The sequence below is a fragment of the Drancourtella massiliensis genome, assembly GCF_016900655.1.
Classification (GTDB): Bacteria; Bacillota; Clostridia; order Lachnospirales; family Lachnospiraceae; genus Sellimonas; species Sellimonas catena.
Genome location: NZ_JACJKH010000023.1, coordinates 1 through 23,862, shown reverse-complemented (window position 1 = coordinate 23,862; position 23,862 = coordinate 1). Strand labels below are relative to the sequence as shown.

The window sequence follows — 23,862 nt, the reverse complement described above, 5'->3', positions numbered from 1 at the left end:
TGTTTTTACCAGAATATTCGGAACCTCGCAGCTACTCTTTCACCTGCATCTCGTATTGTTTCCACACTCTGTCTGCCAAATCTGACACGAATTTTTCCCATCCATTTTCCGGTTCTACTCCCCATTCTACAACCTTCTGGATGTCCGATGTCAGAGTCTTTTCAACATCCGTTATAAAATATGCTCCATCCAATTCCTCAAAACTTTCTTCTACTGCTGAAATTGTTACATCTGAACAGTCGTATAACCAATTCCTGATCTCACTTTTCTCTACCGCGATTCCATCGGTGGTGCTAAAAACCTGCCCTATGTTCTCAATACCATCCTCTTTTTCCTGCATCTTATCATTTAAAAACAGCATTAAAAATTCATATGCTTTTTCTTTATGATCGCTGGACATTCCAACTGCCCCATAAGTCATAACGGATGCCATTTTTCTTCCTTCCAATTCCGGAATGGTCTTAACGTAAACCTCTTCTCCCCCTGTCAACGAACCGATAGGCTGTATTTGATACTGTTCTTCTATGTTATCTACCATATCTACCAACCATTCCTGTTGAAGTGACAAGAAAGATTCTGCAAATGCTGTCCATTTCTCTTTATCAAACAAAACTTGTTGTGTTTCATAATCTGCTGCCGGCTGATACCATCTTCCAGCTGTCAAATATAAACTCCCATCGATTGCCTCTTTCAATCCAGAGCCATCCTCTTTTTCCGCCTGTTCCAACCATTCCCCCAGAGTCTCCTCTGTCACCTTCTCAATGTCATTAGATCCTGATAGTACATAGTAATAACAGGAGAGCGGAATAATATATTGCTTTCCGTCATATTGTCCTGCATTTAAAATCTTCTTATTATAGGTCGTATCATTCCAATAAGAATCTGTTTTCATATATTCATCTAATGATGCTAATGCTCCGCTTTGCATCGTTTGATATGGATTTGCAAATAACTCCGTTTTCACCTCTGCAGCATCTGGATTCGTATCCAGCAAATATACATCTGCTCCTTTTCCCGCCATAATTTGTGTCTGAAGCTTCTGAATCTCTGCATCCCGTCCATTTTCCTCAGTAGGAAGTACCTTTACATTTATCTCAATGTCTTCTGTTTTCATCATAAAATCAGCTACACTGCTTACTTCTTTCTGAATTGATGGGTCCGTGATCACTGTCAGTACAGTTTCATTTTCTTTTCCATTTTGCTTCTCACATCCGCTCATTCCTGTAAAAAGTATTCCAACACATCCCAAAGCAATGATTCTTCTCGCCATATTTTTCATAATGATGCACCTCCTCTTGTTAATTTCATTGTTTTCGATAGTAAGCTCAAAAATTTTTATTGTCTAGTTCTGAAAGCTTATAGCAAAATGTATCATCCAGCAGATAAGTATATGCCGCCTAAAACATCTGCATAGACTAGAGTTTCTTCTGGTTGTCTTATATAAACCTCATAATCTGCATTTCGATACAGGGTTGCGCCTTCAACTAACAAATCCTTTTTTCTCTGCCATATCATTTTTATCAATCTATTATGTATTTATTTCTTAATTCTCATTTATTTTATATTTTTCTTTATTGTTTTCTGTCATTTCAAATTATACTCTATTAACCTGACAAACTCAATATCACTTGCGTAAACGTCACGATTCTTTGCGCAAATGTTACTTACAGCAAAAAAATCCCGGAGAGCTTCACACTCTCCGGGTCTTTTTCCGATCCATCATCTTACAGAATATAATCGCCGTTACTGTACTGATCGTCGTCGCTAATCTTCACCCTCCATCAAAGGCATATTGATCAATTCCTGTAATTTCTTCTGTAACACACTCTTATCAGGCAACTGTAGCTGGTATTCTGCGACCATCATCGGAGATAATGTTCTGCTCATTGCATACTCAACTACTTCATCATCCTTTGATGCACAAAGGATCATCCCCACACTTGGATTCTCATGTTTCTTTTTTTTCTGCCGATCAAGCGCCTCCAAATAGAAATCCATCTTGGAAATATATTCTGGCTTAAATCTGCCAATCTTTAGTTCAAAAGCCACTAAGCACTGTAAGCCGCGATGAAAGAATAAAAGATCAATTTTGTAATCCTCTCCTCCCACTTGCACCCTGACCTCATCATCTATAAAAGTAAAGTCTCTGCCAACCTCCAAAATGAAGTCCCTCATATTGCTGATAAGACCCTTTCTCAGATCAGCTTCCTTAAAATTTGATGGAAGATCCAGAAACTCTATTACATAAGAATCCAGGAACGGATTTTCCTTCAACTCTTTTATCGGTTCAGGCAACAGCTTTTCCTGAGACAGCATGTATCTCTCATAGTATCCGCTATCAATCTGACGTGAAAGTTCTCTTGCTGAATAATTCTCTTTTACACACAAGGCTAAATAAAAATGGCGTTCTTCCACTGTTTTCGCTTTTGAAATAATAGCCAAATGATTTGACCAGCTTATTTGTGTCAACAGTGTTGTCACAAATTCATCGTCCTTATAGGTTTCATAAAATTTCTTCATCCGATATAAGCCACGTCTGTTGAACCCCTTTATGCCAGGAAAAGCATTCTGTATTTCTTCCGCCACAGTATCGATATAGGCATCGCCAAACGAAGCCTTCTCGGATTCTGTGCTCAGATGTTCTCCAATCTTCCAATACATATTAATCAATTCTTCATTAACCTTTTTCAATGCATTTTGTCTTGACTGGCTGATAATCTGAATAAGGCTGCCTGCGACTGTAATCTCATTACTCATATTTTCCCGCCTTTCAAATTTGTGACAACACTGTTGACATAAATCACGATTCCTTTCTCTCCACATAATTCAGTTCAACGTCAAAGCCAAGATCCTCCATCATAGCAAGAAACGTCTTATTCATGATCTGCTCTTTACTGCGGATAATCTTATTCACATATGACGGTGATGTTCCGATATTCTCTGCAATCTTTGCCTGCGTAGTAGATTTCTCGATACATCTCATCTTTATATCCATTTCGATATTGTTCTTTAACATATTTTTCTCCATTGTTCTTCTCAATTATTTGACTTATAACTCAATTTATTATACCACAAATCCTCATTTCTAACCAGTCCACAAAAAAATCCCGGAGAGCTTCACGCTCTCCGGGTCTTTTTACGATCCATCATCTTACAGAATATAATCGCCGTTACTGTGCTGATCGTCGTCGCTACAATCCCTGCTCCCACAATCGCCGTAGGCTCCACACTGCCGTACTGGCTGCGGAAGGCAATAACATTGACCGGGATCAGCTGAAGGGACGAGATATTCAGAATGAGGAAGTTGCACATGGCGTTGCTGGCCGATGTACTTCCATGATTCAGTTTTCCAAGCTCCTCCATGGCTTTCAGGCCTGCGGGGGTCGCGGCCCATCCGAGGCCGAGAAAGTTGGCTGGTGTCAAGCTAGGACTAAAATATTTTTACAAATAAGAACAATCTTTTCAACCATTTTATTGTCAAAAGACATTTTTTATCTTTTCTTCATCAACCGTTTTTTGACGTCACATTTCATAATTTCATACATCACAAACCAGATCAATACATACAAACTATAGACGGTTCCCATGATGCCACTGAACTGCATAATTTCTGTTCCAGTAAACAATCTTGTCTTTAATGTCAGGGCGGTAAATAGAATGCCTCCGATTAGTGCTTGAATTGCAGGAAAAAGTATAAAGAAACGGAGTTGAAATACAACTTTCTTCATTCTGTCCTTTTCCTTCATACCCAGTTTTTCCAAAAAATCATTATCCCATTTCCAGTTGTTTTCCTCCTCCTTGACAAACAGAAAATACTGAAAAACTGCCATGATCATCAGAATCAGCAGGATAAATCCATTCGCTGTCCGGGTAAGAAGGATTTCAGACTCTGTATTCTGAATCATTTGCGACTTCTCATAAAATGGTTGGATAGAACGATCCCAAAGTTGATCAAATCGATTCTTTTCTTTCAAATACTCAAGCTGATCTGTAACCTGCTTTGTTTTTCCATCCGGAATATTCATGCAAAGCAGTACTGTCGGACCTTCTGTCAGATTTCCTGCATGAGATACTGTATAAAGCTTCCACTCTTCATCTGTAATAGATTCCCGTACATTCCAATTTTCTCGATTATAGGCAGAAATTTCATTCCATGCCTTTTCAAAATATTCATCAGACAGGACAATCAGGTTTTCCTGCTTCCCCTGCTGAAAAATCCCAATCAGGCTATCCCTCTCTTCACTAACAATATTTCTCTCCGGAAAGATATTCCGATAATCAGCTGTATTATAATATTGAAGCGGCTGTCCAAAACGCAGATGTTTTTCAATCCGTGTAGTATCCCAGTCAATCGTATTGGTCTTGACTGAAAGATCCTGCTGATAGACCACATGCATCTTCTCTCCTGAAAGCTCCAGATTTCTTCTCTCTTTTCCCATGACCTCTCTCATCTGATTATAAGATGTTTCAGAAATTGCAATATGCTGTCCCTGCGGCCATTGAACCGGTCGAATTCCTCCCGCCCACGAAGGAATTTTATCACTTCCATAAATAGAGGTCATTCTTACCATCGGGTACTCGATAATATCTGCCCCTGCTTCCCCTGCAATCTTTTCCAGATCAGGGATATCCGCCTCATACGCCATGCATACAATGTCATATGGATACATACCTTCTACATTTTGCTTCATCATAGAACTGATAAACGCTGGGGAAAATACTGCCAGAAGCAAAAATTGAGCAACAGAGAGATAGAACAGCAGCCATACATTTTTCCAGAACCGGTAATAAAATGTATTCCACCGGAAAATTCCCTGATAATATCCTGCCTTGTGCTCTCGCTTTTGCAGCCAAAGCGCCAGTCCTCCCATCAATAAGCAGAGGATTCCCAGTACCGGAAGACAGTAAACCACTTTCATTTCCGCCCATCCCCGAATGGAAAACCATGCCATTCCAAGCACATAGAGAAATATTCCAATCATGATACGTAAAAACAGATTTCTTTTCGGTCTTCTTTCCTTCGCCTTTTCTTCTGTCAGATTAGTCGAATTTCCAAGTGCAATGAAATTCTCCTGATTAAATCCCAGCGCCAAAAGCATCAGTACAAGGTAAACCAAAAAGCCAAAGAAAATCTGCGGAGCACTTACCACTCCCGGCAGATCTACGTTTCCATGAAAGTTCTTTGTAAATGCCCTTCTCATGAGAACCGCTCCCACAGCTCCGGCAGGAATTCCAATCATTGCCGCAATTAGAATGTTGATAAAAAATTCCACAAGGAAAATAAGATACGCTGTATTTTTCCGGATACCAAGAATAACCATCAACCGGTATTCTTTCTTCTGTTCCTTTATGTACCAGGAAATGACCATGACCATCATCAAAACGCTTAAAATTCCTAAGATCAACGCCAGACTCTGAAAAAGTCCATGAATTCCCTCTCCAAACATGACACTTGCCAACGCAGAATCGGACTCTTCCTTTCCTCCGTAAAGTTTATCTGTCATTTGGTACATGGAAAAAACAATGTAACAGATTGCTGCAAGCAGCATCGCTGCCATAACAAAAATAACCTGATTTTTTCCTCGATAACGAAAATTCTTTCGAATAACCTGATAAAATTCTTTTGGATATTTACCCGGAAAATAATTTGCCTTCTTTCGATGGGCTCTTTCTTTTCGTTCATCCTCCTTAAGCGTCTCATACCGTTCATTGATTTCTTCCTGCTGTTCCAGATATTTCACACTCACAAATTCCACTGCCGAAATTGCCATATAATATAATGGAAAATTGACATAAAGTGTAAGATCCATAGTATTAGTAAGTACTGCAAGAAGCCCTCCATACAAAACCATACTGATCGCAGGAAGATATTCTAACCACTCTTGTTTTTTCCCACGCAAAATAAAAGTTGTTCGAATGACCGATGCGAACACATAAAGAGAAACCAATATGAAAATTATATATTCCGGATGAAACTCTTCTTCATTAAACATCCTGATAATCATTCCCGACCAGTAAAGCGATTCCCCAGGGGCACGAAATTTCATGAAAAACAATGGCGGAATTGTAAGAATCCCACTGGCGATCTGTATATGCTTAATCAGTTTCTCTTTTTTCTGAAACGTCATTTCCCCCCACCTCTGTTCAATTTTTCTATTTCTCCTTGATGCAGTCTATATATCGTGTCCATACCTTCCAATTCTTCTTGATGATGTGTTACAACAATTACAGTCTGATTTGGGAATAGTTCTTTCATTGATACTTTACGTGACTCCATATCATATCCTGTTGTCGCCTCATCCAGAAGCACAATCTTAGCTTTTTTTAATAATGCTCTTGAAACAGCAATTTTCTGCCTTTCTCCTCCCGACAACTTCTGTCCACCGTTTCCAAGGATGGTTTCATATCCTTCCTTCATTTGAGAAACAAAATCATCTGCACCACTTTTCCGGCAACTCCTTACAATCTCTTCTTTGCTATATTTTCTACCTAAGTCTATATTATCCCAAACTGATGCATTATAAAAGAAAGGATTCTGGCTTACTACAGCAATATTATTTCTAATGGTTTCTACTCCAATTTTCTGGATTTCTTGACCTTCTATTTTAATTACTCCTGAATCCGGATGGCATATACCTGTAATCAAATTAAAAATTGTTGTTTTACCCGCTCCGTTTTTTCCAATAATTGCGACTTTTTCGCCTTCATAAATCTGAAATGATATACCATCTATAACTTTTTTTTGTCTATCATATGAAAATTTCACATCTTTAAATTCAATTATTGGTGTTTTTCCTTGTTCATCCATATAGTTATTTACGCTTTTTGTAAAGAGCGCAGGTTCTTCTTCTCTATTTAAAAAAGTATAAAATCTATCCGCAGAAGGTCTTATCTTCGCAAAATAATACTTAACATCAATCAATAATGTAATAGACGAATTGATAGTTCCACAATATGTAACAAATGCTAACAGACTCCCAGCTGTCATTTGTCTTTGTATTACGAAATATCCTCCCACTAGGTAAATTATTCCTATTACAAGTGCGTCTAGAATATTTCCACAGAAAGAATATTTTTGATCCCACATAACATTTTTTTGATAAGAATCAAGCAGAATCTTCCGTACCTTCCTTAGCTCTTTATTTTTAAAGTTATATAACGTCCATAACTTCATTTCCCTCATTCCGTTTACTTGTTCTTCTAACCAAGACATAAATTGATTATTTACAATTAAGTTTTCTCTTAGGATATCTCTTTTTCTTTTTGAAAACAAAGTGACGATTCCATATTTGACCCCAATCATTACAAATAAAAGCACTGTCATATTTTTATTAACAACTGATAAACCCAACGCACCTGCCAGTACTTGAAATACTGCCCCTACAGAAACTGCTGCTATTTCATCAAAAATCGCAGACAGATATTGTATATCTGTCTGTAGCGCATTGATAATCTCCATTCCATTTTTGTCTTTATAGAAACTCATAGGGCACCGATATAATTTTTGAAACATTTTTTCATTTAATAAAGCAAACATCTTGTTATGTATTTTCATAAATCCATATGACCGCAGTACCCCACTTCCGGCACCTATGACTTTAGCTAATAAAAATAAAATAACAGAATACAATAGTACTGTAAAATTACCTTTAATAATTCCATCATCTGTAATTTTTGTTACTAAAAACGGTTGAATATAGGTTATGATGCTTTCTATAATTATGCATGCCAAAAGTAACAAGAGGTACTTCTTGCACATAAAAATAATTCTTTTTAAATCAATTTTTAATGTATTCATAAATACTATGCCTTTACTCCTTGTGTAGAAGAGGAGATTACAAATTTGTAATCCCCTCTTCTTTTTATCCTCCGTGAAATTCTTTCATTCAAATTATTTTGTCTCACAATTATCAACTCCTCATTTTAAATTCTGATTTTATTCTATCAAATTTTATTCTTAAAATCTTACCTTTAGGCTCTAAGGTATAATCTTTTACTTTTTTGGCAAAATCACACTAAATCGTGCAAAAAAATAATATTATGCAGAATTTTCTATGTATTTTATTGGTTATCTCTTTTCATTTATCTATAATTCCTGATCAGTTCTGTAGTTTATTCTTTCAAATTCTCTTAAAACTTGTTAGAATAAGTCAAAGGATGTGATATTATGGATGTACAATATAAATCTATTGGAAAAAGAATCAAGCTGAGAAGGAAAGAACTAAATATCAAGCAAAATGAACTTGCAGAAAAACTGAATATTTCCAATAATCATTTGTCTTCTGTCGAGAACGGAAGAGAAAAGCCAAGTCTGGAACTTCTCTTAAATATATGCGAATTATTAAATGTAACCCCTGATTATCTATTGTTAGGAAATATGCATACGAATGATATTTCTCAAGACATTCTTACCGGCTTAAGACTCTGTGCCGAGGAAGACGTCCTCTTAATTCGTAATATGATAGAACTTTTAATTAAGAGAAACCATAAAGACTGGAACAATCGAAATCTTTTATAAACTCAAAGAAAGCGTAGACAAAATAACATTTCATTATGTCTGCGCTTTTTAATTGCTATTTTAAAAAAACTAATGTAAAATAAATCCAGATACCACAGAAAGGTTGAGGATATTATGAATATTTTTATATGTGACGATGACGAAAATATCATTAACCAGCTTTCTACTTATATTCAGGAATATTTCAAAAAAAACAAATTAAAGTGTCCTGCCCTTATTCCCTGCTGCTCAGGTGAAACTCTTCTTTCAAGTCAGCAGCATCCTGACATTGTGTTTCTCGATATTGAAATGCCGGGGATGAGTGGAATTACCACCGCTGCCAAATTAAAAGAATTAAATCCGCGTGTTATTATTTTTATCGTTACTTCTTTTATGGAATATCTTGATAGTGCAATGGAAATTCATGTGTTTCGATACTTAAATAAGCCCATAGACAAGTTACGTCTTTTTCGCAACTTAAAAGATGCGCTTCGCATTTATAATGCTCAATCTCTCCAGATAGCAATTGAAACAAAATCGGAAGTTTATACTGTTTATACCAATGATATTATTTTTATTGAAGCTCGTGACCGCAAGATAACTGTTTATACAACTAATGGCTCTTATAGTTCTATTCATTCTATGAATTATTGGGTGAATAAATTAAATGGATTATCTTTTTTCCAAACACATAAAAGTTTTCTCATCAATCTTAAATATGTATGTCACTTTACTCACGACACAGTTTATTTATACGATAACCGCTTTCAAGCTTACTTAACCCGAAGAAAATATACATTATTTAAAAACACTTATTTATTATATCTAGATAGCACTAAATAAAGGATTTAAACTACTATGTTGATTTCTCTATTCTATTTTCTCATTTACTGTATAGAAGCCTGCATTTTGAAGCAATATTGTAACTCATTATTTGTGCCAAGGCGCTCGGCGGCAAAGCAATGGAGTGTTCTTTTCTTACTTTATATGATTTTATTCCTACTCTCCTTTGCAAAAAATGTTCTTCTTAATGTTTTTGCCTTTTGCTTAATGAACTGGATTTATATTTTATTTTCTTATAATCTACGATGGTACTATGCCCTTTTTCATGCAGTTATGGTAACTACCATTATGGGATTAAGTGAATTCATAGTCTCAAATGCCTTCCATCAGCTTGCACTGCACCTATATACTTCCAATAACAGCCTGCAAAATGTCATACTTTTAGGTGTTGTAAGCAAACAACTATATTTCTTTATATTATATGGCCTGTCCCATATATATAAATCAAAGTCTTCTAATATCCCACCTAATATTTCTATCGCATTTATTTTGATTTCTTTTTTATGCTTTGGAGTTACTTCTACACTATTGGTTATCGGATATTATGTTGAATTACCTTCTCATTTTGGATACTTAATGGCTTTTAGCAGCCTTTTGCTTTTGATAGTCAATATCTTCATCTACTTCCTCTTCTCCTACACCCAGCGGAAAAACGAGGAGTTTACACAAATGCATCTACAAATGCAAAAGGAATCCGATCTGGTCCATTTTTATCAGATGCTGGCCGAACAAACAGATGCCCAGAAACTTGTGATTCACGATATCAAGAAACACCTTTATGCGATTTCTTTATTGAATAATGAACATGAAAATCAAAAAATCAGCGACTACATAGAAAGACTTACTCATTCTTCTCAACTCAAGGTTTCTATGCGTGTTTGCGAGAATGACTTCCTGAACGCAATTTTCAACCGTTATCTGCAAAGATGTGAGCATCTCCATATTACATTGGATATCGATATCCGAAAGCAGGCCTTGTCGTTTATGGATGAATACGACATGATTTCCCTTTTCTGTAACCTGCTTGATAATGCAGTAGAAGCTGCCACCGGTTGCCCGGATTCTTTTATCGAAGTATATGCTGGTTTTTCAAAGTCTCATAATCTGCTTCTGCTTTCCGTGAAAAATTCGTGTATTCAGAAACCGGCCATAGATACAAAAGGCCGTTTAAAAACGCAAAAATCTCCAAATGGCATTCACGGTACTGGACTGAAAAGTGTTCTCCGTGTAGTGAAAAAATATGAAGGAAACTACGAATTTTCCTACGATGAGCAGAGTCATGTTTTCTCTACTGTTATTACACTAACGAATTCAAAGGAAGAAAATTAAAAATCCCGGAGAGCCTCACGCTCTCCGGGTCTTTTTCCGATCCATCACTTTACAAAACACAATTCCTGCTGCCGTGCTGATCGTCGTCGCCACAATTCCCGCCCCAACGATCGCCGTGGGCTCCACGCTTCCGTACTGGCTGCGGAAGGCGATCACGTTGACCGGGATCAGCTGAAGGGACGAGATATTCAGGATGAGGAAGTTACACATGGCGTTGCTGGCCGATGTACTTCCGTGATTCAGTTTTCCAAGCTCCTCCATGGCTTTTAGACCTGCGGGTGTCGCGGCCCATCCGAGGCCGAGAAAGTTGGCGATGATATTCGTCGTAATGTATTCTCCTGCCTTGTGTCCTCCCGGTACTTCCGGAAACAGGAACCGGACAAAGGGTTTCAGAATCTTTGCGCCTTTTTCGATCATGCCGGCCTTTGTGGCAATCTCCATCAGCCCCATCCAGAAGGCCATCACGCCCATCATGGTAATGCAAAGTGTCACAGCTTCCCCGGCAGAGTCAAGCGCCGCATCTGTAATGTCCGGTATTTTCCCTGTAAACGCAGCGAAGATGATTCCGATCAGAATCATCCCCGCCCATAAATAATTCAGCATCGATTCCCACACTTCTTTTTTCACAGTATATGTGGGAATCCGGCAGATTATTTTCCGCTCTGCTGAATATCTTTCATTTTAATATTGTTTTTCTTCAGTTTCAGGTAAACAACCTCCCTGAACAGGGCATAAAGGACAGAAACAATCGGAATAAAAATCAACATTCCGACAATTCCCATCAGGCTTCCGCCGATACTGACTGCTGCCAGTACCCAGATCGAAGGCAGGCCCACGGAATTTCCTACTACATGAGGATAGATCAGGTTTCCTTCAATCTGCTGCAATACAAGGAAGAGAACAATAAACCAGAATGCCTGAATCGGGTCGATCATAAAGATCAGAAATGCTCCGATTGCGCATCCGATAAATGCTCCGAAAATCGGAATCAGTGCCGTAAAGGCAATCAGGATACCGATCAGCCATGCGTACGGCATCTTGAAAATACTCATTGCAATGACAAACATGGTTCCAAGAATCACTGCTTCCACACACTGTCCAGTCAGGAAGTTGGAAAAAGTGCGGTATGTCAGCGAGCAGACCTCAATGACCGCTTCTGCCTTTCCTTTCTCCACGAATGCAAACAGCACTTTCTTAGCCTGAACAGAAAGCTTCTCCTTCTGTAGAAGGATATAGCATGCAAATACAAACGCGATAAAAAACGTAGTAAATCCACTTACAATACTCATTGCCGCCGTCACACCGGATTCCACGATGTTTCCCGCGCCGTTTGATACCCAGTCTACAGCAACCTCGATCACCTTCTGCCAGTTAAACTCCAGCTGATTGAAATAGGCCATCACTTCTTTATTGTTGTGGAACCAGTTATCCGCCCATTCCTGCACTTTCGGAATGAACGCCTGGATGCTGGCGCCAAGTTTTGCGATCGTTCCGGTCAGCTGCGGGAGGACTCCAAAGAGAACGCCTCCCACAATGCCGATCACAAAGATAATCGTAAGAATCAGGCTGGCAGGTCTTGCAAGCTTCCGCACGGCTTTATATTTCTTTTTCCACTTTTCCTGAATCAGCCGGTTCTCAATAAAATGCATCGGTACATTAAACACAAATGCAATCGCACCGCCGAGAATGAAAGGAAACAGCACACTGATCACAAATTTTACTGCCTGAATCACCATCTCATATTTCCAGAAGCACAGAATAATGAGTGCTGTAAAAACGATCAGGTGTCTTATTTTTTTCATATTCTCGTTGTTTAATTCCATATAACGTCCCCTTTATTTTATTCCGAAACGGATTGCTTTGATACACTGAATAACCGGAATATTTAAAATTGCAAGTCCATAAACCGTCAAAAGCTGTGTTATGCTTAATGAAGTTACACTAAATATACCTTCCAGTGCCGGTATTGTCAATACGGCTGTAATCAGGACAAACCCGATCAGGAATGCTCCCTGAAGGTAGATATTATTGAAGAAACCTCTCTTAAACAGAACCGGTTTGTCGGCTTTACAGTTGTATCCGTGGAACAGCCTGGACAGACAGAGTGTTCCGAATGCCATAGTGCTTCCGAGAAGAGCGCCTTCGCTTGTATATCCAATCATAAACGCGATCATGGTCATGACACCGATGGAAAGACCTTCTGTCACAATCTTAAGAAGGAAGTCTTTTGTAAGAATCGACTCGTCTTTCTTTCTCGGTTTCTCATCCATAACATCTTTTCTGTGAGGCTCCAGTCCAAGAGCGATCGCCGGAAGACTGTCTGTCAACAGGTTGATGAACAACAGATGTACCGGTGCAAACGGAACCGGAAGTCCTGCGATAGACGCATACAGAACGGCAAGGATTGCTCCGAAGTTTCCTGACAACAGGAACTGAATGGAACTCTTGATGTTCCGGTATACATTTCTTCCGTTTTCTACTGCCTTGACAATTGTTGCAAAGTTATCATCTGTCAGTACCATGGAGGCTGCATCTTTTGCCACCTCGGTTCCTGTGATTCCCATTGCCACTCCGACATCTGCCTGTTTCAGAGCAGGTGCATCATTGACACCGTCACCGGTCATGGAAACAATGTTTCCTTTTTCCTGCCATGCTTTTACGATCCGGATCTTGTGTTCCGGTGAAACACGGGCATAAACAGAAATATGTTCTACAAAGTTTTTCAGTTCTTCATCGGACATATTTTCTATATCCGCACCCTCACATGCCTCGGACTCTTCTTTGAGAATTCCGATTCTCTTTGCAATAGCTGCTGCCGTTACTTTATGGTCACCTGTAATCATAACAGGTTTAATTCCTGCGCGGATACATTCTGCTACTGCATCTTTTGACTCTTCACGCGGCGGGTCCATCATCGAGATCAGTCCAAGGAATGTCAGATGATCTTCATCTTCGGCTGTAATTCCCTTCTTGCCTTCCAGTTTCTTATATGCAAATCCAAGAACACGAAGTCCCTGTCTGGAAAATTCCTGGTTCATTTCAGCGATGTCTTCCCGGTCTTTATCCGTCATCGGCTTTTCCTCGCCGTTTTTGCGGATCTGTTCCATTCTCTGTGAAAGGACATCTACCGCACCTTTGACAAGCATGATGGTTCCTTCTTCTGTTTCATGTACTGTGGACATGAGCTTTCTGTCACTGTCAAAAGGAACTTCAGAGATTCTTGCATATATTTCACGGGTTTTTTCCACGTCCATGCCGCAGTTTCCCGCGAATGTGACAAGCGCTGTCTCTGTAGGATCCCCAATCTCCTCACCATTGACATTCTTTGCGTCATTACAGAGAATACTTGCAAACATCAGCTTTTTCGTGTCTGCATCTTCCCGGGATACTTCACTTTTTGCCATCCTTCGGCCTGCAACGTAATAATCCTCTACTGTCATCTTGTTCTGTGTCAGTGTTCCTGTCTTATCAGAACAGATAACCGATACGCTTCCCAGACCTTCTACAGCCTGCAGCTTTCTGATAATCGCATGTTCCCTTGCCATTTTCTGAGTACCGAAAGAAAGTACGATCGTCACGATAGAGCTTAATGCCTCCGGGATTGCTGCTACCGCAAGTGCTACCGCAAACATAAATGCGTCACCAAAAGATTCTCCTCTCCATACATTGATTCCCATCAAAATCGCACAGAGAATCAGAATGAGGATGGACAGCTTCTGTCCGAACTGATCCAGGTTTACCTGAAGAGGAGTTTTCTTTTCTGATGTCGTCTTTAACAAAGATGCAATCTTACCGACTTCCGTTTCCATACCGATTCCGGTCACAACATATTTTCCTCTTCCGTATGTGACAAAGCTTCCTGAGAATGCCATGTTAACTCTGTCTCCAAGAGGTACTTCCTTTTCTATCGTATCCTCACTTTTCTCAACAGGAATACTTTCTCCTGTCAGTGCACTTTCATCAATCTTCAGACTTGCCTGCTCAATAATTCTTCCGTCTGCCGGAACCTGATCACCTGCTTCCAGAATGACGATATCTCCTACTGTTACTTCTCTGGACGGAATCTGTGTCACAATCCCGTCACGCTCTACCTTTGCTTCCGGTCCGGAAAGCTTTTTCAGACTGTTCAGAGACTTTTCTGCTTTGACAGTCTGTACCGTTCCAAGGATTGCATTAATCGTGATAACGATCAGAATAACGATCGCACTCTCCGCGTCACCCAGAAATCCCGAAATAATTGCAGAGATAATCAGAATAATTACAAGGAAATCCTTGTACTGTTCCAGAAAGATCATTCCAACACTTTTCTTTTTCTCTTCCTGTAGCTCATTTGGGCCATATTTTTTCTGATTTTCCCGGGCTTTCTCACTGGAGAGTGATTCCAGTGAGCCGTTGATGTCCATCCTGGTTTCATCAGACCCCATCTGATAATACTGTTTCATTTTCTTCCTCCTTACTTTCTTATAGGGTGTACCATTTTTTCTTTCGCGATTCATGCAGAAAAATAAAGTATAAAAAAAGAGGCTTTTACTGCATTTCGCTCATGCAATAAAAGTCTCACTGTTTCATACTCGATCCGGGCAGATAATCTGCCGTACTGACGAACCTGTAACGCTCTTTCCAAGCGCCAGTTACTCCCTTTTATTAATTAATAATATACCTATTTTTGTTTGAAATGTCAACCACTATTCTTTTCAAATTTGAAAAAACGGCAGCCGCACAAAATCTGTACGGCAGCCGCTCTGAAATCTTATTTTCAAAACAGATTAGTTTGTAATTGTCATTTCTGTTTCTTTGTCGAATACGTGGATCTTTTCAGCATCGAATGCGAATTTAACTGTATCTCCGTTTCTTGCTGTTGTTCTTGGATCAACACGAGCTGTCATGTTTGCTCCTTCGTAATCGAAGTGTAAGTAAACTTCTGCACCAAGCATTTCGTATACACGGATTGTAGCTTCGATTACTGTATTCGGAGAAGATGCGATGAACATTGGCTCATCATGTACGTCTTCCGGACGAATACCAAGTACAACTGTCTTTCCTGCGTATCCTCCATCGATGAGTTTTTTAGCTTTTGCAGGCGGAAGTTCGATCTTTGCAGGTCCTACATTTAACAGAACCTTGTCTCCTGAAACTTCACACTGTGCATCAAGGAAGTTCATCTGAGGAGATCCGATGAATCCAGCTACAAACAGGTTGCATGGTTCATCATACAGTTTTCTTGGAGTATCTACCTGCTGAACAACACCAGCGTTCATAACTACGATTCTTGTACCAAGTGTCATAGCCTCTGTCTGGTCATGTGTTACATAGATGATTGTAGTACCAAGTCTCTGATGAAGTTTGGAGATCTCGATACGCATCTGTCCTCTTAATTTTGCATCCAGGTTGGAAAGAGGTTCGTCCATAAGGAATACCTTAGGATTACGAACGATCGCACGTCCCATAGCAACACGCTGTCTCTGTCCACCGGAAAGAGCCTTCGGTTTACGATCAAGCAGTTTTTCAAGGTCAAGGATCTTAGCTGCTTCACGAACCATTTTGTCGATTTCCGGTTTCGGAACTTTTCTTAATTTCAGTCCGAATGCCATGTTATCGTAAACTGTCATATGCGGATACAGAGCGTAGTTCTGGAATACCATCGCGATATCTCTGTCTTTCGGCTCAACATCGTTTACAACTTTATCGCCGATTCTTAATTCTCCTGAAGAAATTTCTTCCAGACCTGCAACCATACGAAGTGTAGTAGATTTACCACATCCTGAAGGTCCTACGAAAATGATGAATTCTTTATCTTCGATTTCAAGGTTGAAATCTTTTACAGCTTCAAAGCCGTTTGGATAAACTTTATTGATATGTCTCAATGATAAACTTGCCATTGGTGCTTCCTCCTAAATCTTAAACCGTTTTTTTCGATGTATTTAGTATAAAAAAAAATCCCAAAAAACGCTAGTGCATGATTGCACAAACATTTTTTAGGATTCTGTACAAGGTGACCAACACTTTTTTGACATATTTTGTCAGTTTTTCCGGATAAGTTTCTGATAAATATCACGCTTACTGACTCCTCTGTCTTTTGCCGTCCGCTTCATCGCTTCCTTCTTTTCGATTCCCTGATCCAGATAGATCTGAAGATGCTCCTCTACGGAAAGCGCAAGCCATCTGGCCTTTTTTGCTTCCTCCATCTCTTCGCGGCTTTTTCCTTCCAGAACAAGCACACATTCGCCTTTCGGAGGATTCTCCTCATAAAAACGGCATGCCCCGTCGAGCGTATCCATATAAGCAGTTTCATGTTTTTTCGTGAGTTCCCTGCATATCGTGATTTTCCTGTCCCCTCCGAGAGTTTCCGCAAGTTCTTTGATTGTCTTTACAAGCCTGTGAGGCGCTTCATAGAGGATGATCGTCCTTGTCTCCTCCTTCATCTCCGAAAGAATCTGCTGCCGCTCCTTCTTATCCTGCGGCAGGAACGCCTCAAATGCAAATCTTCTGGTCGGCATGCCGGATATCGTAAGAGCCGTGATACACGCGCACGCTCCCGGAAGAGACGTCACAGTAATTCCTTCCTCCCGGCACATTTTTACAAGCTCTTCTCCCGGATCCGAAATTCCCGGTGTCCCTGCATCTGTAATCAGGGCGATATTCATTCCTTCCTGCAGCTTTTCCACCAGTTTTCGACCCTTTTCGATCTTGTTATATTCATGATAACTCGTCATAGGGGTATGGATCTCAAAATGATTCAGGAGCTTAATACTGTTTCTCGTATCTTCCGCTGCAATCAGATCCACTTCTTTTAATGTCCGTATCACCCGGAACGTCATATCCTCCAGATTTCCGATTGGAGTAGCGCACAAATATAATATTCCTGACATGGTTTCTCCTTTATTCTTCTCCTGCTCTTCCCATCCCGTAGTTGAGAAGAAGATCCCTTGTATAGCTTCCATCTTTTTCGTAGACAATCAAAGGCGGCTCTATCTGAATTCTGGATTTTCCTTTATTGCTCCCCTCTATCAGAACCATATTCGGCTCCTTGTCCACATAAGGATGAACCAGGCGCATCCGCTTCGGTTCAATGCCGTAAGCCACCATTTTGGTGAAAATCTCCACCAGCCGGAATGGCCGGTGCACCATATAAAATCTGCCGTGGAATTTCAGAAGTCTTGCGCTTTCGCGCAGAATGTCATCCAGAGTGCAGAGCACCTCATGCCGGGCAATCGTCTTCGCGCTGTTTATGTTTGTAATCCCGTGCTGCCCGATCATATACGGCGGATTGGTGGTAATGACGTCAAAAGAAGCAGCTTTGAAATAGTCTGCCGCTTCTTTGATATCGCCTGTCTTTATAGTGATTTTATCTTCCAGATGATTGTGCTTTACGCTTCTTCTTGCCATGTCAGCACTCTCCTCCTGGATCTCCAGCCCTGTAAAGTCTTCTCCGTCAGTCTTGACTGTCATCAGAATCGGAATAATGCCTGTTCCGGTTCCGATATCAAGAGCACGTTCACCTTTCTTGACTTTTGCAAAACTGGCTAAAAGGACCGCGTCCATTCCAAAACAGAATTTCCCCGGATGTTGGATGATCTCATATCCACGTGTCTGAAGATCGTCCAGTCTCTCGCCTTCTTTTAATTTACACATTGTCCAGTTTCGACGCTCCTTCATTTTTCTCAAGTGCCGCAAGTTCCTTCATTTCTTCTTTGGACAATTTCATGTCGCTCTTCTTTCTTCTTGGTCTGAATCTCAGATCCGAAGCCTTGTATTCCCGGATTTCCTTTTCATCATTCTCCAGTGTTACAATGACTTTGACAAGCTGGCGCAGAACGCTTAAGCTCTGTACTTCTCCTTTTAATCCTTCCGGAGTCGTTACCGTATCTCCTGTAGACGGAAGTCTGCTGTTCAGCTTTTCGTAAGTCTCCTGCTCGTTTGTAAGGCAGCACATCAGTCTTCCGCATACTCCGGAAATCTTTGTCGGATTAAGGGAAAGATTCTGCTCCTTTGCCATCTTGATCGATACCGGAGCAAATTCCGACAGATATGTATGGCAGCAAAGCTCTCTTCCGCAGATTCCGATTCCTCCACGGATCTTCGTCTCATCACGCACTCCGATCTGTCTCAGCTCAATCCTTGTCCTGAAAACCGCTGCCAGATCCTTTACAAGTTCTCTGAAGTCAATTCTTCCATCTGCTGTAAAGTAGAAAAGCACTTTATTATTATCAAACGTATACTCTGCATCAATCAGCTTCATCTCAAGCTTATGCTTTCTGATTTTTTCCAGACAGATCTGAAATGCTTCTTTTTCTTTTTCCCTGTTTCGCTCTTCTATTCTCCGGTCCTCATTCGTCGCAAGGCGGATGACAGACTTTAAAGGCTGTGTAATCTGATCGTCTTCCACCTCTTTCGGTCCGATCACTACATTTCCAAATTCGATTCCTCTAGCCGTTTCAACGATTACCTGCTGACCTTTTTTTATATGGAATTTTCCAGGAGCAAAGTAATAAACCTTCCCTGCCGGACGGAATCGAACTCCTATAATTCTTGTCATATCTTAGTTCTCCTTTATAGTCAGTAGCAGAAGCTCCATCACCAGATCGAAATTTACATTTGCTTTCAGTCTTACCTTGGCTGTCTCAAGTGCCTTGAGAATCGTCTCGATCCCTTCATAGGAGCTTGTATTTGCCCTCTCTTTGATGTACTTCATCTGATCTGAGAATATCACTCCGTTGATATCTTTCGTCGCCTTGTAAAGCAGCACGTCCCGATACCATACACTGATCAGATCCAGGATATCATCTACCTCTATCTTGTACGAGGAGAGGCTTTTCAGCGCCTTCAAAAGCTCCGGAAGCTCCATGTCCTTGATGTATTTCATCATCTGGAGCGTCTCTTCTTTGATCTCATTAAAATGCTCTGAGGTCGCGAGCATGATCGCTCTTCCCATATTTCCCTGGGCAAAAGCAGTGCAGACGTCCGCCTTATAATCCGGTATCTCCATCTGCTCCATCAGATATTTTTTAATCAGCGCATCCTTTACATTCTTGATCTTTAAAATGACACACCGTGATAAGATCGTAGGCAGAAGGCTGTCCGCATTTTCTGTAAGAAGGAAAATCACCGCATACTCCGGCGGCTCCTCTATGGTTTTCAACAACGCATTCTGTGCCTGAGGCGTCATCATGTCCGCATCCGGCACAATATAGATCTTATATTTTCCATTGTAAGGCCGGATCATAATATCATTATTAATCTGTACACGTACCTCATCCACGCTGATCGTATTCGGCTTTTCGTGAACCACCCTGATAATATCCGGATGATTTCCAGATAGAGCCTGACGGCAGGAATGACACTCATTACACGGCTCTGCTCCGCCCCGTTCACATTGAAGCGTCATCGCAAACAGCTGTGCAAACATCTTTTTTCCTGATCCGCGCTCTCCATTTAAAATATAGGCGTGGGAAATCTGGTTCTGCGTAATAGCTTTCTGAATATAAGATACTAAATCCTTACGCCCGACAACATCTTTAAATCCCGTCATTATTTTCACCTTCTTTTTCTATGTCAATCCCCGATTCTGGTAAATTTAATCCAATATAATTATATCACAAACATTTCTGAATATATAGCATTATTTCATTGAGGCAGTCTTCCAGTACTATATTTTGAAACCGCCTCTGTATGCCGCATCTGCTGAGGTTTTCCTCGGAGAAATCTTCTGTATCTGCCAGAAATCTCCTGCACATTTCCGCATATTTCGGCTTCTCCTGCATCCGCTCTCTTGAAAGTGCCCTGAAAAGACGTTCTCCGTCTTCCACTTCCACGTAGACGGGTACAATCTGCCCTTTCCCGAAATAACCGCACATCTTTTCAAAGGATTCCAGCGTTCCGATCATCAGATAATCCTGATCCTCCAGCCGGATTTTTCCGTCATCAGCCGTGAAATACTTCCAGATGCCGTGAACAGTATGGTATTCCCGCAGTTCAATCACCCTGTTTTCTTTCTGAAACGCATCCAGAACTTTATCATCTACAAAAAAGTACTCCTCCCCGTCCCGTTCGTTTTCACGCATCGGTCTTGTCGTATAAATCGTCACGGTATGAAGAAATGGCATTCTCTTTTTCAGTTCCTTAAAAATCGTGTCTTTTCCGGAGGAACTTTTCCCCATCAGATAGAAAATCTTACCCATTTATCCACACTCCTATTCTGTTTTCCTCTTCTGTTCCTTCAATAGTAAATCCCATATCCCGGTACTGGCAGAGCAGCTCTGCCGCCCGGGCAGAAATTCTTTCTCCCGGAACAACGATCGGACATCCCGGCGGATACAGGTATGCGAAGTCAAGCGAAATCCTGCCTGCGCACTCTTCAAAGCGTACTTTTTCTTTCTCTTCTTCGCTGACCTCATCCCGCCAGCACGGGATTCTGGCCTGCTCAGCTTTCGGAATTTCCGTCCGTATCTTTTTACTATCCTGACAGGTTTTAACCTGTTTGTCAATCTCAAGAAGCGCTTTCTCCAGACGATCAAATCCTTCTTTTGTATCCGCCACAGACGTCATTGCAAGAATATAATTTCCTGCTGTCATCTCCATCTGAAGATGGAAGGTATGGAAAAGCTTTTCGGAAAGCTCTCTGCTTGACCAGTCCGTCCCCTCTGTAGAGATAACAATTTTGGATCTGTCATACGATGTGGATTCACACAATTTCAAATGTGTCATTTTCCGGAGCTTTTCCCGCAGGCTGTCCAGATTTTCTGCATAATTACCGAAAACCTCGTCCTTCCTTGTCTCCAGCATATGGATGCATGCATCAATCCCGGCCATCAGAACGTACGATGGACTGCTTGACTGCAGTATGTGAAGATACCGCTCCACTCTTTTACGATCCACTATTGATCCGTTCATATGAAGCAACGCCGTCTGTGTCAGGGAAGGCAGCGTCTTATGTACACTGTGTATTACAATATCTGCTCCTAGTCTATTCGCATTTTCCGGAAAATAGTCATGAAATCCAAAATGTGCGCCGTGTGCTTCATCCACAATCAGCGGAATCCCGTATTTGTGTACGATTCCGGCAATTTTTTTTATATCAGAAACTACACCATCGTAAGAGGGAGAAACAATCATTACCGCGCGGATCTCTCTCCTCTGTTCCAAAATCTGCTCCACATCTGCCGCATCAACACAGCCGCTTAGTACTGCTTCCTCATTCTCCTGCTTTTTCGGATAAATATAGACCGGCTTCATCCCGAAGATTTCCACCGCATGATAAACCGATTTGTGGCAGTTTCTCGCGATCAGCACCTCATCTCCTCTTCTTGTACACCCCGCCAGCGCACTCAAAATGCCGACCGTACTTCCATTTACAAGAAAATGGGTCTCTTCTGCCCCGTAGACAGAGGCCGCCCGCGTCTGCGCATCCTTTAGAATTCCTTCACAGTGATGCAGATCATCAAATCCTTCTATCTCCGTAATATCGATCCCAAAAGGAAGATTTTCCTCCATAAAGTTTACATTTCTCTTATGCCCCGGCATATGAAATGCGTAATAATCCGACTTTCCATATGCATCCAGCTTTTCATACAACGTCATAATTCCCTCCTGTAAAAAATGCTGCCCTTCCTTAAAGGGCAGCTGATTTCATTCCATATTCATGGTCCTGTTTTTACTCTGCGAATACCTTCACATTATAAACTGCATTTTGAATTTCCTCTGCAGTTTCCCTGTTTCCCGTATTCAAAACCGCTGAAATCTGACATCCATACTCCATTCCAAAGTTTCCGGATGCAATCAGATATTTTATTTCATTTTCAAGATCATATCTAATCGTAGCATAATAAAGTCCTTCACTTTCATAGGAGCGAAACTCTTCAATCTGGTAAGACATATTTCCGATAATCTCTTCATACAAGGCTGCACACTCCTGCTCTGTTTTTGGAAACTGCTCCGAGGATACACCTTCTTCTTTATATTCAATTCTGACTTCTCCAACATCTCCGGACAGTACAACACTATCGTCACTCTGATCTGTACACTCAAAATCTCCAGGCAAATCTATCTGTACTTCCTGAGTCCCCAACTTATAAACATTTTCTGATATGATACTCTGATCCGTCTCTTCGCCGCCTGAACATCCACCTGCAGCAATTATGGCAAAGAAACAGGCAATCATCAGCGCATCCCTTATCTTACCGTAGATTCTCCTCATATTCTCTCTCCTTCTTTTCCTAATTTCAGTTTATCGTCAGAAGACCTCCATGTCAAACTTATTTCAGTTTTTTCACTAAAATCTTACATATTTTATAATAGAACCCACTTTCATATCCTGGCTTTCAGAAAATTCTGCAATACAAAAACCCCATATGAGTTATTACTCATATGAGGTCTGTTTCAGTGAAGCATCGGGGATTCGAACCCCGGACAACTTGATTAAAAGTCAAGTGCTCTACCGACTGAGCTAATGCTCCATAAATATAATTTCAATGCCCAAAGCCGGAATCGAACCAGCGACACGAGGATTTTCAGTCCTCTGCTCTACCAACTGAGCTATCTGGGCCTATCCTCAATAAAAAAGGACAAAAAAAATTGCGGGGGCAGGATTTGAACCTACGACCTTCGGGTTATGAGCCCGACGAGCTTCCAGACTGCTCCACCCCGCGTTATTATGAAGTTATTATATATTATAGCACATTTCCTATGAAATATGCAAGTGGATGGAGGTGGATTCGAACCACCGAAAGCGTTGCTAACAGATTTACAGTCTGCCCCCTTTGGCCACTCGGGAATCCATCCAGAATACCAATTAACCTGGTAGAGCCAACGATCGGACTCGAACCGATAACCTGCTGATTACAAATCAGCTGCTCTGCCAATTGAGCCACGTTGGCGTTTTTAATTTAAATGCCACGTTGGCAAAATGCCAGATTGGCAATGGGACCTATAGGGCTCGAACCTATGACCCTCTGCTTGTAAGGCAGATGCTCTCCCAGCTGAGCTAAGATCCCAAAACGACCCGGATGGGACTCGAACCCACGACCTCCGCCGTGACAGGGCGGCGCTCTAACCAACTGAGCCACCGGGCCATTTGATACTTCCATGTACCTTCAAAACCACATATAAGTCCACGTTTCTGTCATCCTGCTTTTTCCTATCCACCATTCCTTGGTTATGCCCTCGACCTATTAGTAACAGTCAGCTCCATGTGTTAC

At 40.9% G+C, this 23,862-nt stretch carries 21 protein-coding genes and 7 tRNA genes; 3 read left to right on the top strand and 25 right to left on the bottom strand.

Going from position 1 to position 23,862, the window contains the following annotated elements; all coding sequences use genetic code 11:
* Window positions 1-31: 31 nt before the first annotated feature.
* The 7 genes from H6A32_RS12150 to H6A32_RS12120 form a co-directional block, all read right to left on the bottom strand.
* Window positions 32-1,021, bottom strand: a complete 990-nt coding sequence (locus H6A32_RS12150; protein ID WP_140398891.1) for a hypothetical protein — start codon at window positions 1,019-1,021, stop codon at window positions 32-34.
* A gap of 350 nt (window positions 1,022-1,371) precedes the next feature.
* Complete coding sequence (locus tag H6A32_RS12145; protein ID WP_158099274.1) at window positions 1,372-1,515, bottom strand: hypothetical protein; 144 nt, start codon at window positions 1,513-1,515, stop codon at window positions 1,372-1,374.
* Between the two features lie 249 nt (window positions 1,516-1,764).
* Window positions 1,765-2,757 (bottom strand): PDDEXK nuclease domain-containing protein, encoded by a 993-nt coding sequence (locus H6A32_RS12140; protein WP_087169576.1) that lies wholly within the window; start codon window positions 2,755-2,757, stop codon window positions 1,765-1,767.
* A 43-nt stretch (window positions 2,758-2,800) separates the two neighbouring features.
* Window positions 2,801-3,016 (bottom strand): helix-turn-helix domain-containing protein, encoded by a 216-nt coding sequence (locus H6A32_RS12135; RefSeq protein WP_087169588.1) that lies wholly within the window; start codon window positions 3,014-3,016, stop codon window positions 2,801-2,803.
* Between the two features lie 101 nt (window positions 3,017-3,117).
* A complete protein-coding gene (locus H6A32_RS12130) occupies window positions 3,118-3,423 on the bottom strand; it encodes a hypothetical protein (protein ID WP_430749591.1) in 306 nt (101 codons plus the stop codon).
* Between the two features lie 68 nt (window positions 3,424-3,491).
* A complete protein-coding gene (locus H6A32_RS12125) occupies window positions 3,492-5,852 on the bottom strand; it encodes an ABC transporter permease (RefSeq protein WP_158099275.1) in 2,361 nt (786 codons plus the stop codon).
* A gap of 272 nt (window positions 5,853-6,124) precedes the next feature.
* A complete protein-coding gene (locus H6A32_RS12120) occupies window positions 6,125-7,798 on the bottom strand; it encodes an ABC transporter ATP-binding protein (RefSeq protein WP_087253925.1) in 1,674 nt (557 codons plus the stop codon).
* Between the two features lie 369 nt (window positions 7,799-8,167).
* Between H6A32_RS12120 and H6A32_RS12115 the strand changes: the two genes are divergently transcribed.
* From H6A32_RS12115 to H6A32_RS12105, 3 genes are all read left to right on the top strand, one after another.
* Window positions 8,168-8,518, top strand: coding sequence for a helix-turn-helix domain-containing protein (locus H6A32_RS12115; protein ID WP_182466596.1), 351 nt, complete (start codon window positions 8,168-8,170; stop codon window positions 8,516-8,518).
* A gap of 114 nt (window positions 8,519-8,632) precedes the next feature.
* Window positions 8,633-9,340, top strand: coding sequence for a LytR/AlgR family response regulator transcription factor (locus tag H6A32_RS12110; RefSeq protein WP_087169574.1), 708 nt, complete (start codon window positions 8,633-8,635; stop codon window positions 9,338-9,340).
* 288 nt (window positions 9,341-9,628) lie between these two features.
* Window positions 9,629-10,669: a sensor histidine kinase gene (locus H6A32_RS12105; protein ID WP_158099276.1), complete on the top strand. Its 1,041-nt coding sequence runs from the start codon at window positions 9,629-9,631 to the stop codon at window positions 10,667-10,669.
* Window positions 10,670-10,684: 15 nt separating this feature from the next.
* On the opposite strand, the gene H6A32_RS12100 is transcribed toward H6A32_RS12105, so the two are convergent.
* The 18 genes from H6A32_RS12100 to H6A32_RS12015 form a co-directional block, all read right to left on the bottom strand.
* Window positions 10,685-11,296 carry a nucleoside recognition domain-containing protein gene (locus tag H6A32_RS12100; RefSeq protein ID WP_430749590.1) on the bottom strand — a complete coding sequence of 204 codons (612 nt, stop codon included), beginning with the start codon at window positions 11,294-11,296 and terminating at the stop codon, window positions 10,685-10,687.
* Window positions 11,297-11,319: 23 nt separating this feature from the next.
* Window positions 11,320-12,492, bottom strand: coding sequence for an AI-2E family transporter (locus H6A32_RS12095; protein ID WP_138373950.1), 1,173 nt, complete (start codon window positions 12,490-12,492; stop codon window positions 11,320-11,322).
* Between the two features lie 12 nt (window positions 12,493-12,504).
* Window positions 12,505-15,111, bottom strand: a complete 2,607-nt coding sequence (locus H6A32_RS12090; protein WP_118637908.1) for a calcium-translocating P-type ATPase, PMCA-type — start codon at window positions 15,109-15,111, stop codon at window positions 12,505-12,507.
* Between the two features lie 324 nt (window positions 15,112-15,435).
* On the bottom strand, window positions 15,436-16,548 hold the full coding sequence (locus H6A32_RS12085) for an ABC transporter ATP-binding protein (protein ID WP_087169569.1): 1,113 nt from the start codon (window positions 16,546-16,548) through the stop codon (window positions 15,436-15,438).
* A gap of 141 nt (window positions 16,549-16,689) precedes the next feature.
* Complete coding sequence (gene rsmI / locus H6A32_RS12080; RefSeq protein WP_087253932.1) at window positions 16,690-17,538, bottom strand: 16S rRNA (cytidine(1402)-2'-O)-methyltransferase; 849 nt, start codon at window positions 17,536-17,538, stop codon at window positions 16,690-16,692.
* Window positions 17,539-17,548: 10 nt separating this feature from the next.
* Window positions 17,549-18,301 (bottom strand): tRNA1(Val) (adenine(37)-N6)-methyltransferase, encoded by a 753-nt coding sequence (locus tag H6A32_RS12075; RefSeq protein WP_191434829.1) that lies wholly within the window; start codon window positions 18,299-18,301, stop codon window positions 17,549-17,551.
* Window positions 18,294-19,205 (bottom strand): PSP1 domain-containing protein, encoded by a 912-nt coding sequence (locus tag H6A32_RS12070; RefSeq protein WP_087169566.1) that lies wholly within the window; start codon window positions 19,203-19,205, stop codon window positions 18,294-18,296. The genes H6A32_RS12075 and H6A32_RS12070 overlap by 8 nt, the downstream gene beginning before the upstream one ends.
* Window positions 19,206-19,208: 3 nt before the next feature.
* The gene (gene holB / locus H6A32_RS12065) at window positions 19,209-20,198 is read right to left on the bottom strand and encodes a DNA polymerase III subunit delta' (RefSeq protein ID WP_087169565.1); all 990 of its coding nucleotides are present in this window, start codon (window positions 20,196-20,198) and stop codon (window positions 19,209-19,211) included.
* Between the two features lie 64 nt (window positions 20,199-20,262).
* Complete coding sequence (locus H6A32_RS12060) at window positions 20,263-20,847, bottom strand: guanylate kinase (protein ID WP_087169564.1); 585 nt, start codon at window positions 20,845-20,847, stop codon at window positions 20,263-20,265.
* On the bottom strand, window positions 20,840-22,246 hold the full coding sequence (locus H6A32_RS12055; RefSeq protein WP_207753154.1) for an aminotransferase class I/II-fold pyridoxal phosphate-dependent enzyme: 1,407 nt from the start codon (window positions 22,244-22,246) through the stop codon (window positions 20,840-20,842). Before H6A32_RS12055 ends, H6A32_RS12060 begins: the two co-directional genes overlap by 8 nt.
* Window positions 22,247-22,319: 73 nt before the next feature.
* Window positions 22,320-22,862, bottom strand: coding sequence for a hypothetical protein (locus tag H6A32_RS12050; RefSeq protein ID WP_204864451.1), 543 nt, complete (start codon window positions 22,860-22,862; stop codon window positions 22,320-22,322).
* 186 nt (window positions 22,863-23,048) lie between these two features.
* Window positions 23,049-23,121: transfer RNA gene (locus tag H6A32_RS12045), tRNA-Lys, on the bottom strand.
* 16 nt (window positions 23,122-23,137) lie between these two features.
* Window positions 23,138-23,210: transfer RNA gene (locus H6A32_RS12040), tRNA-Phe, on the bottom strand.
* Window positions 23,211-23,239: 29 nt separating this feature from the next.
* A tRNA-Met gene (locus H6A32_RS12035) sits at window positions 23,240-23,313 on the bottom strand.
* 51 nt (window positions 23,314-23,364) lie between these two features.
* A tRNA-Tyr gene (locus H6A32_RS12030) sits at window positions 23,365-23,446 on the bottom strand.
* A 22-nt stretch (window positions 23,447-23,468) separates the two neighbouring features.
* A tRNA-Thr gene (locus H6A32_RS12025) sits at window positions 23,469-23,541 on the bottom strand.
* A 44-nt stretch (window positions 23,542-23,585) separates the two neighbouring features.
* Window positions 23,586-23,658 (bottom strand) — tRNA-Val (locus H6A32_RS12020).
* Window positions 23,659-23,662: 4 nt separating this feature from the next.
* A tRNA-Asp gene (locus tag H6A32_RS12015) sits at window positions 23,663-23,736 on the bottom strand.
* Window positions 23,737-23,862: the final 126 nt, after the last annotated feature.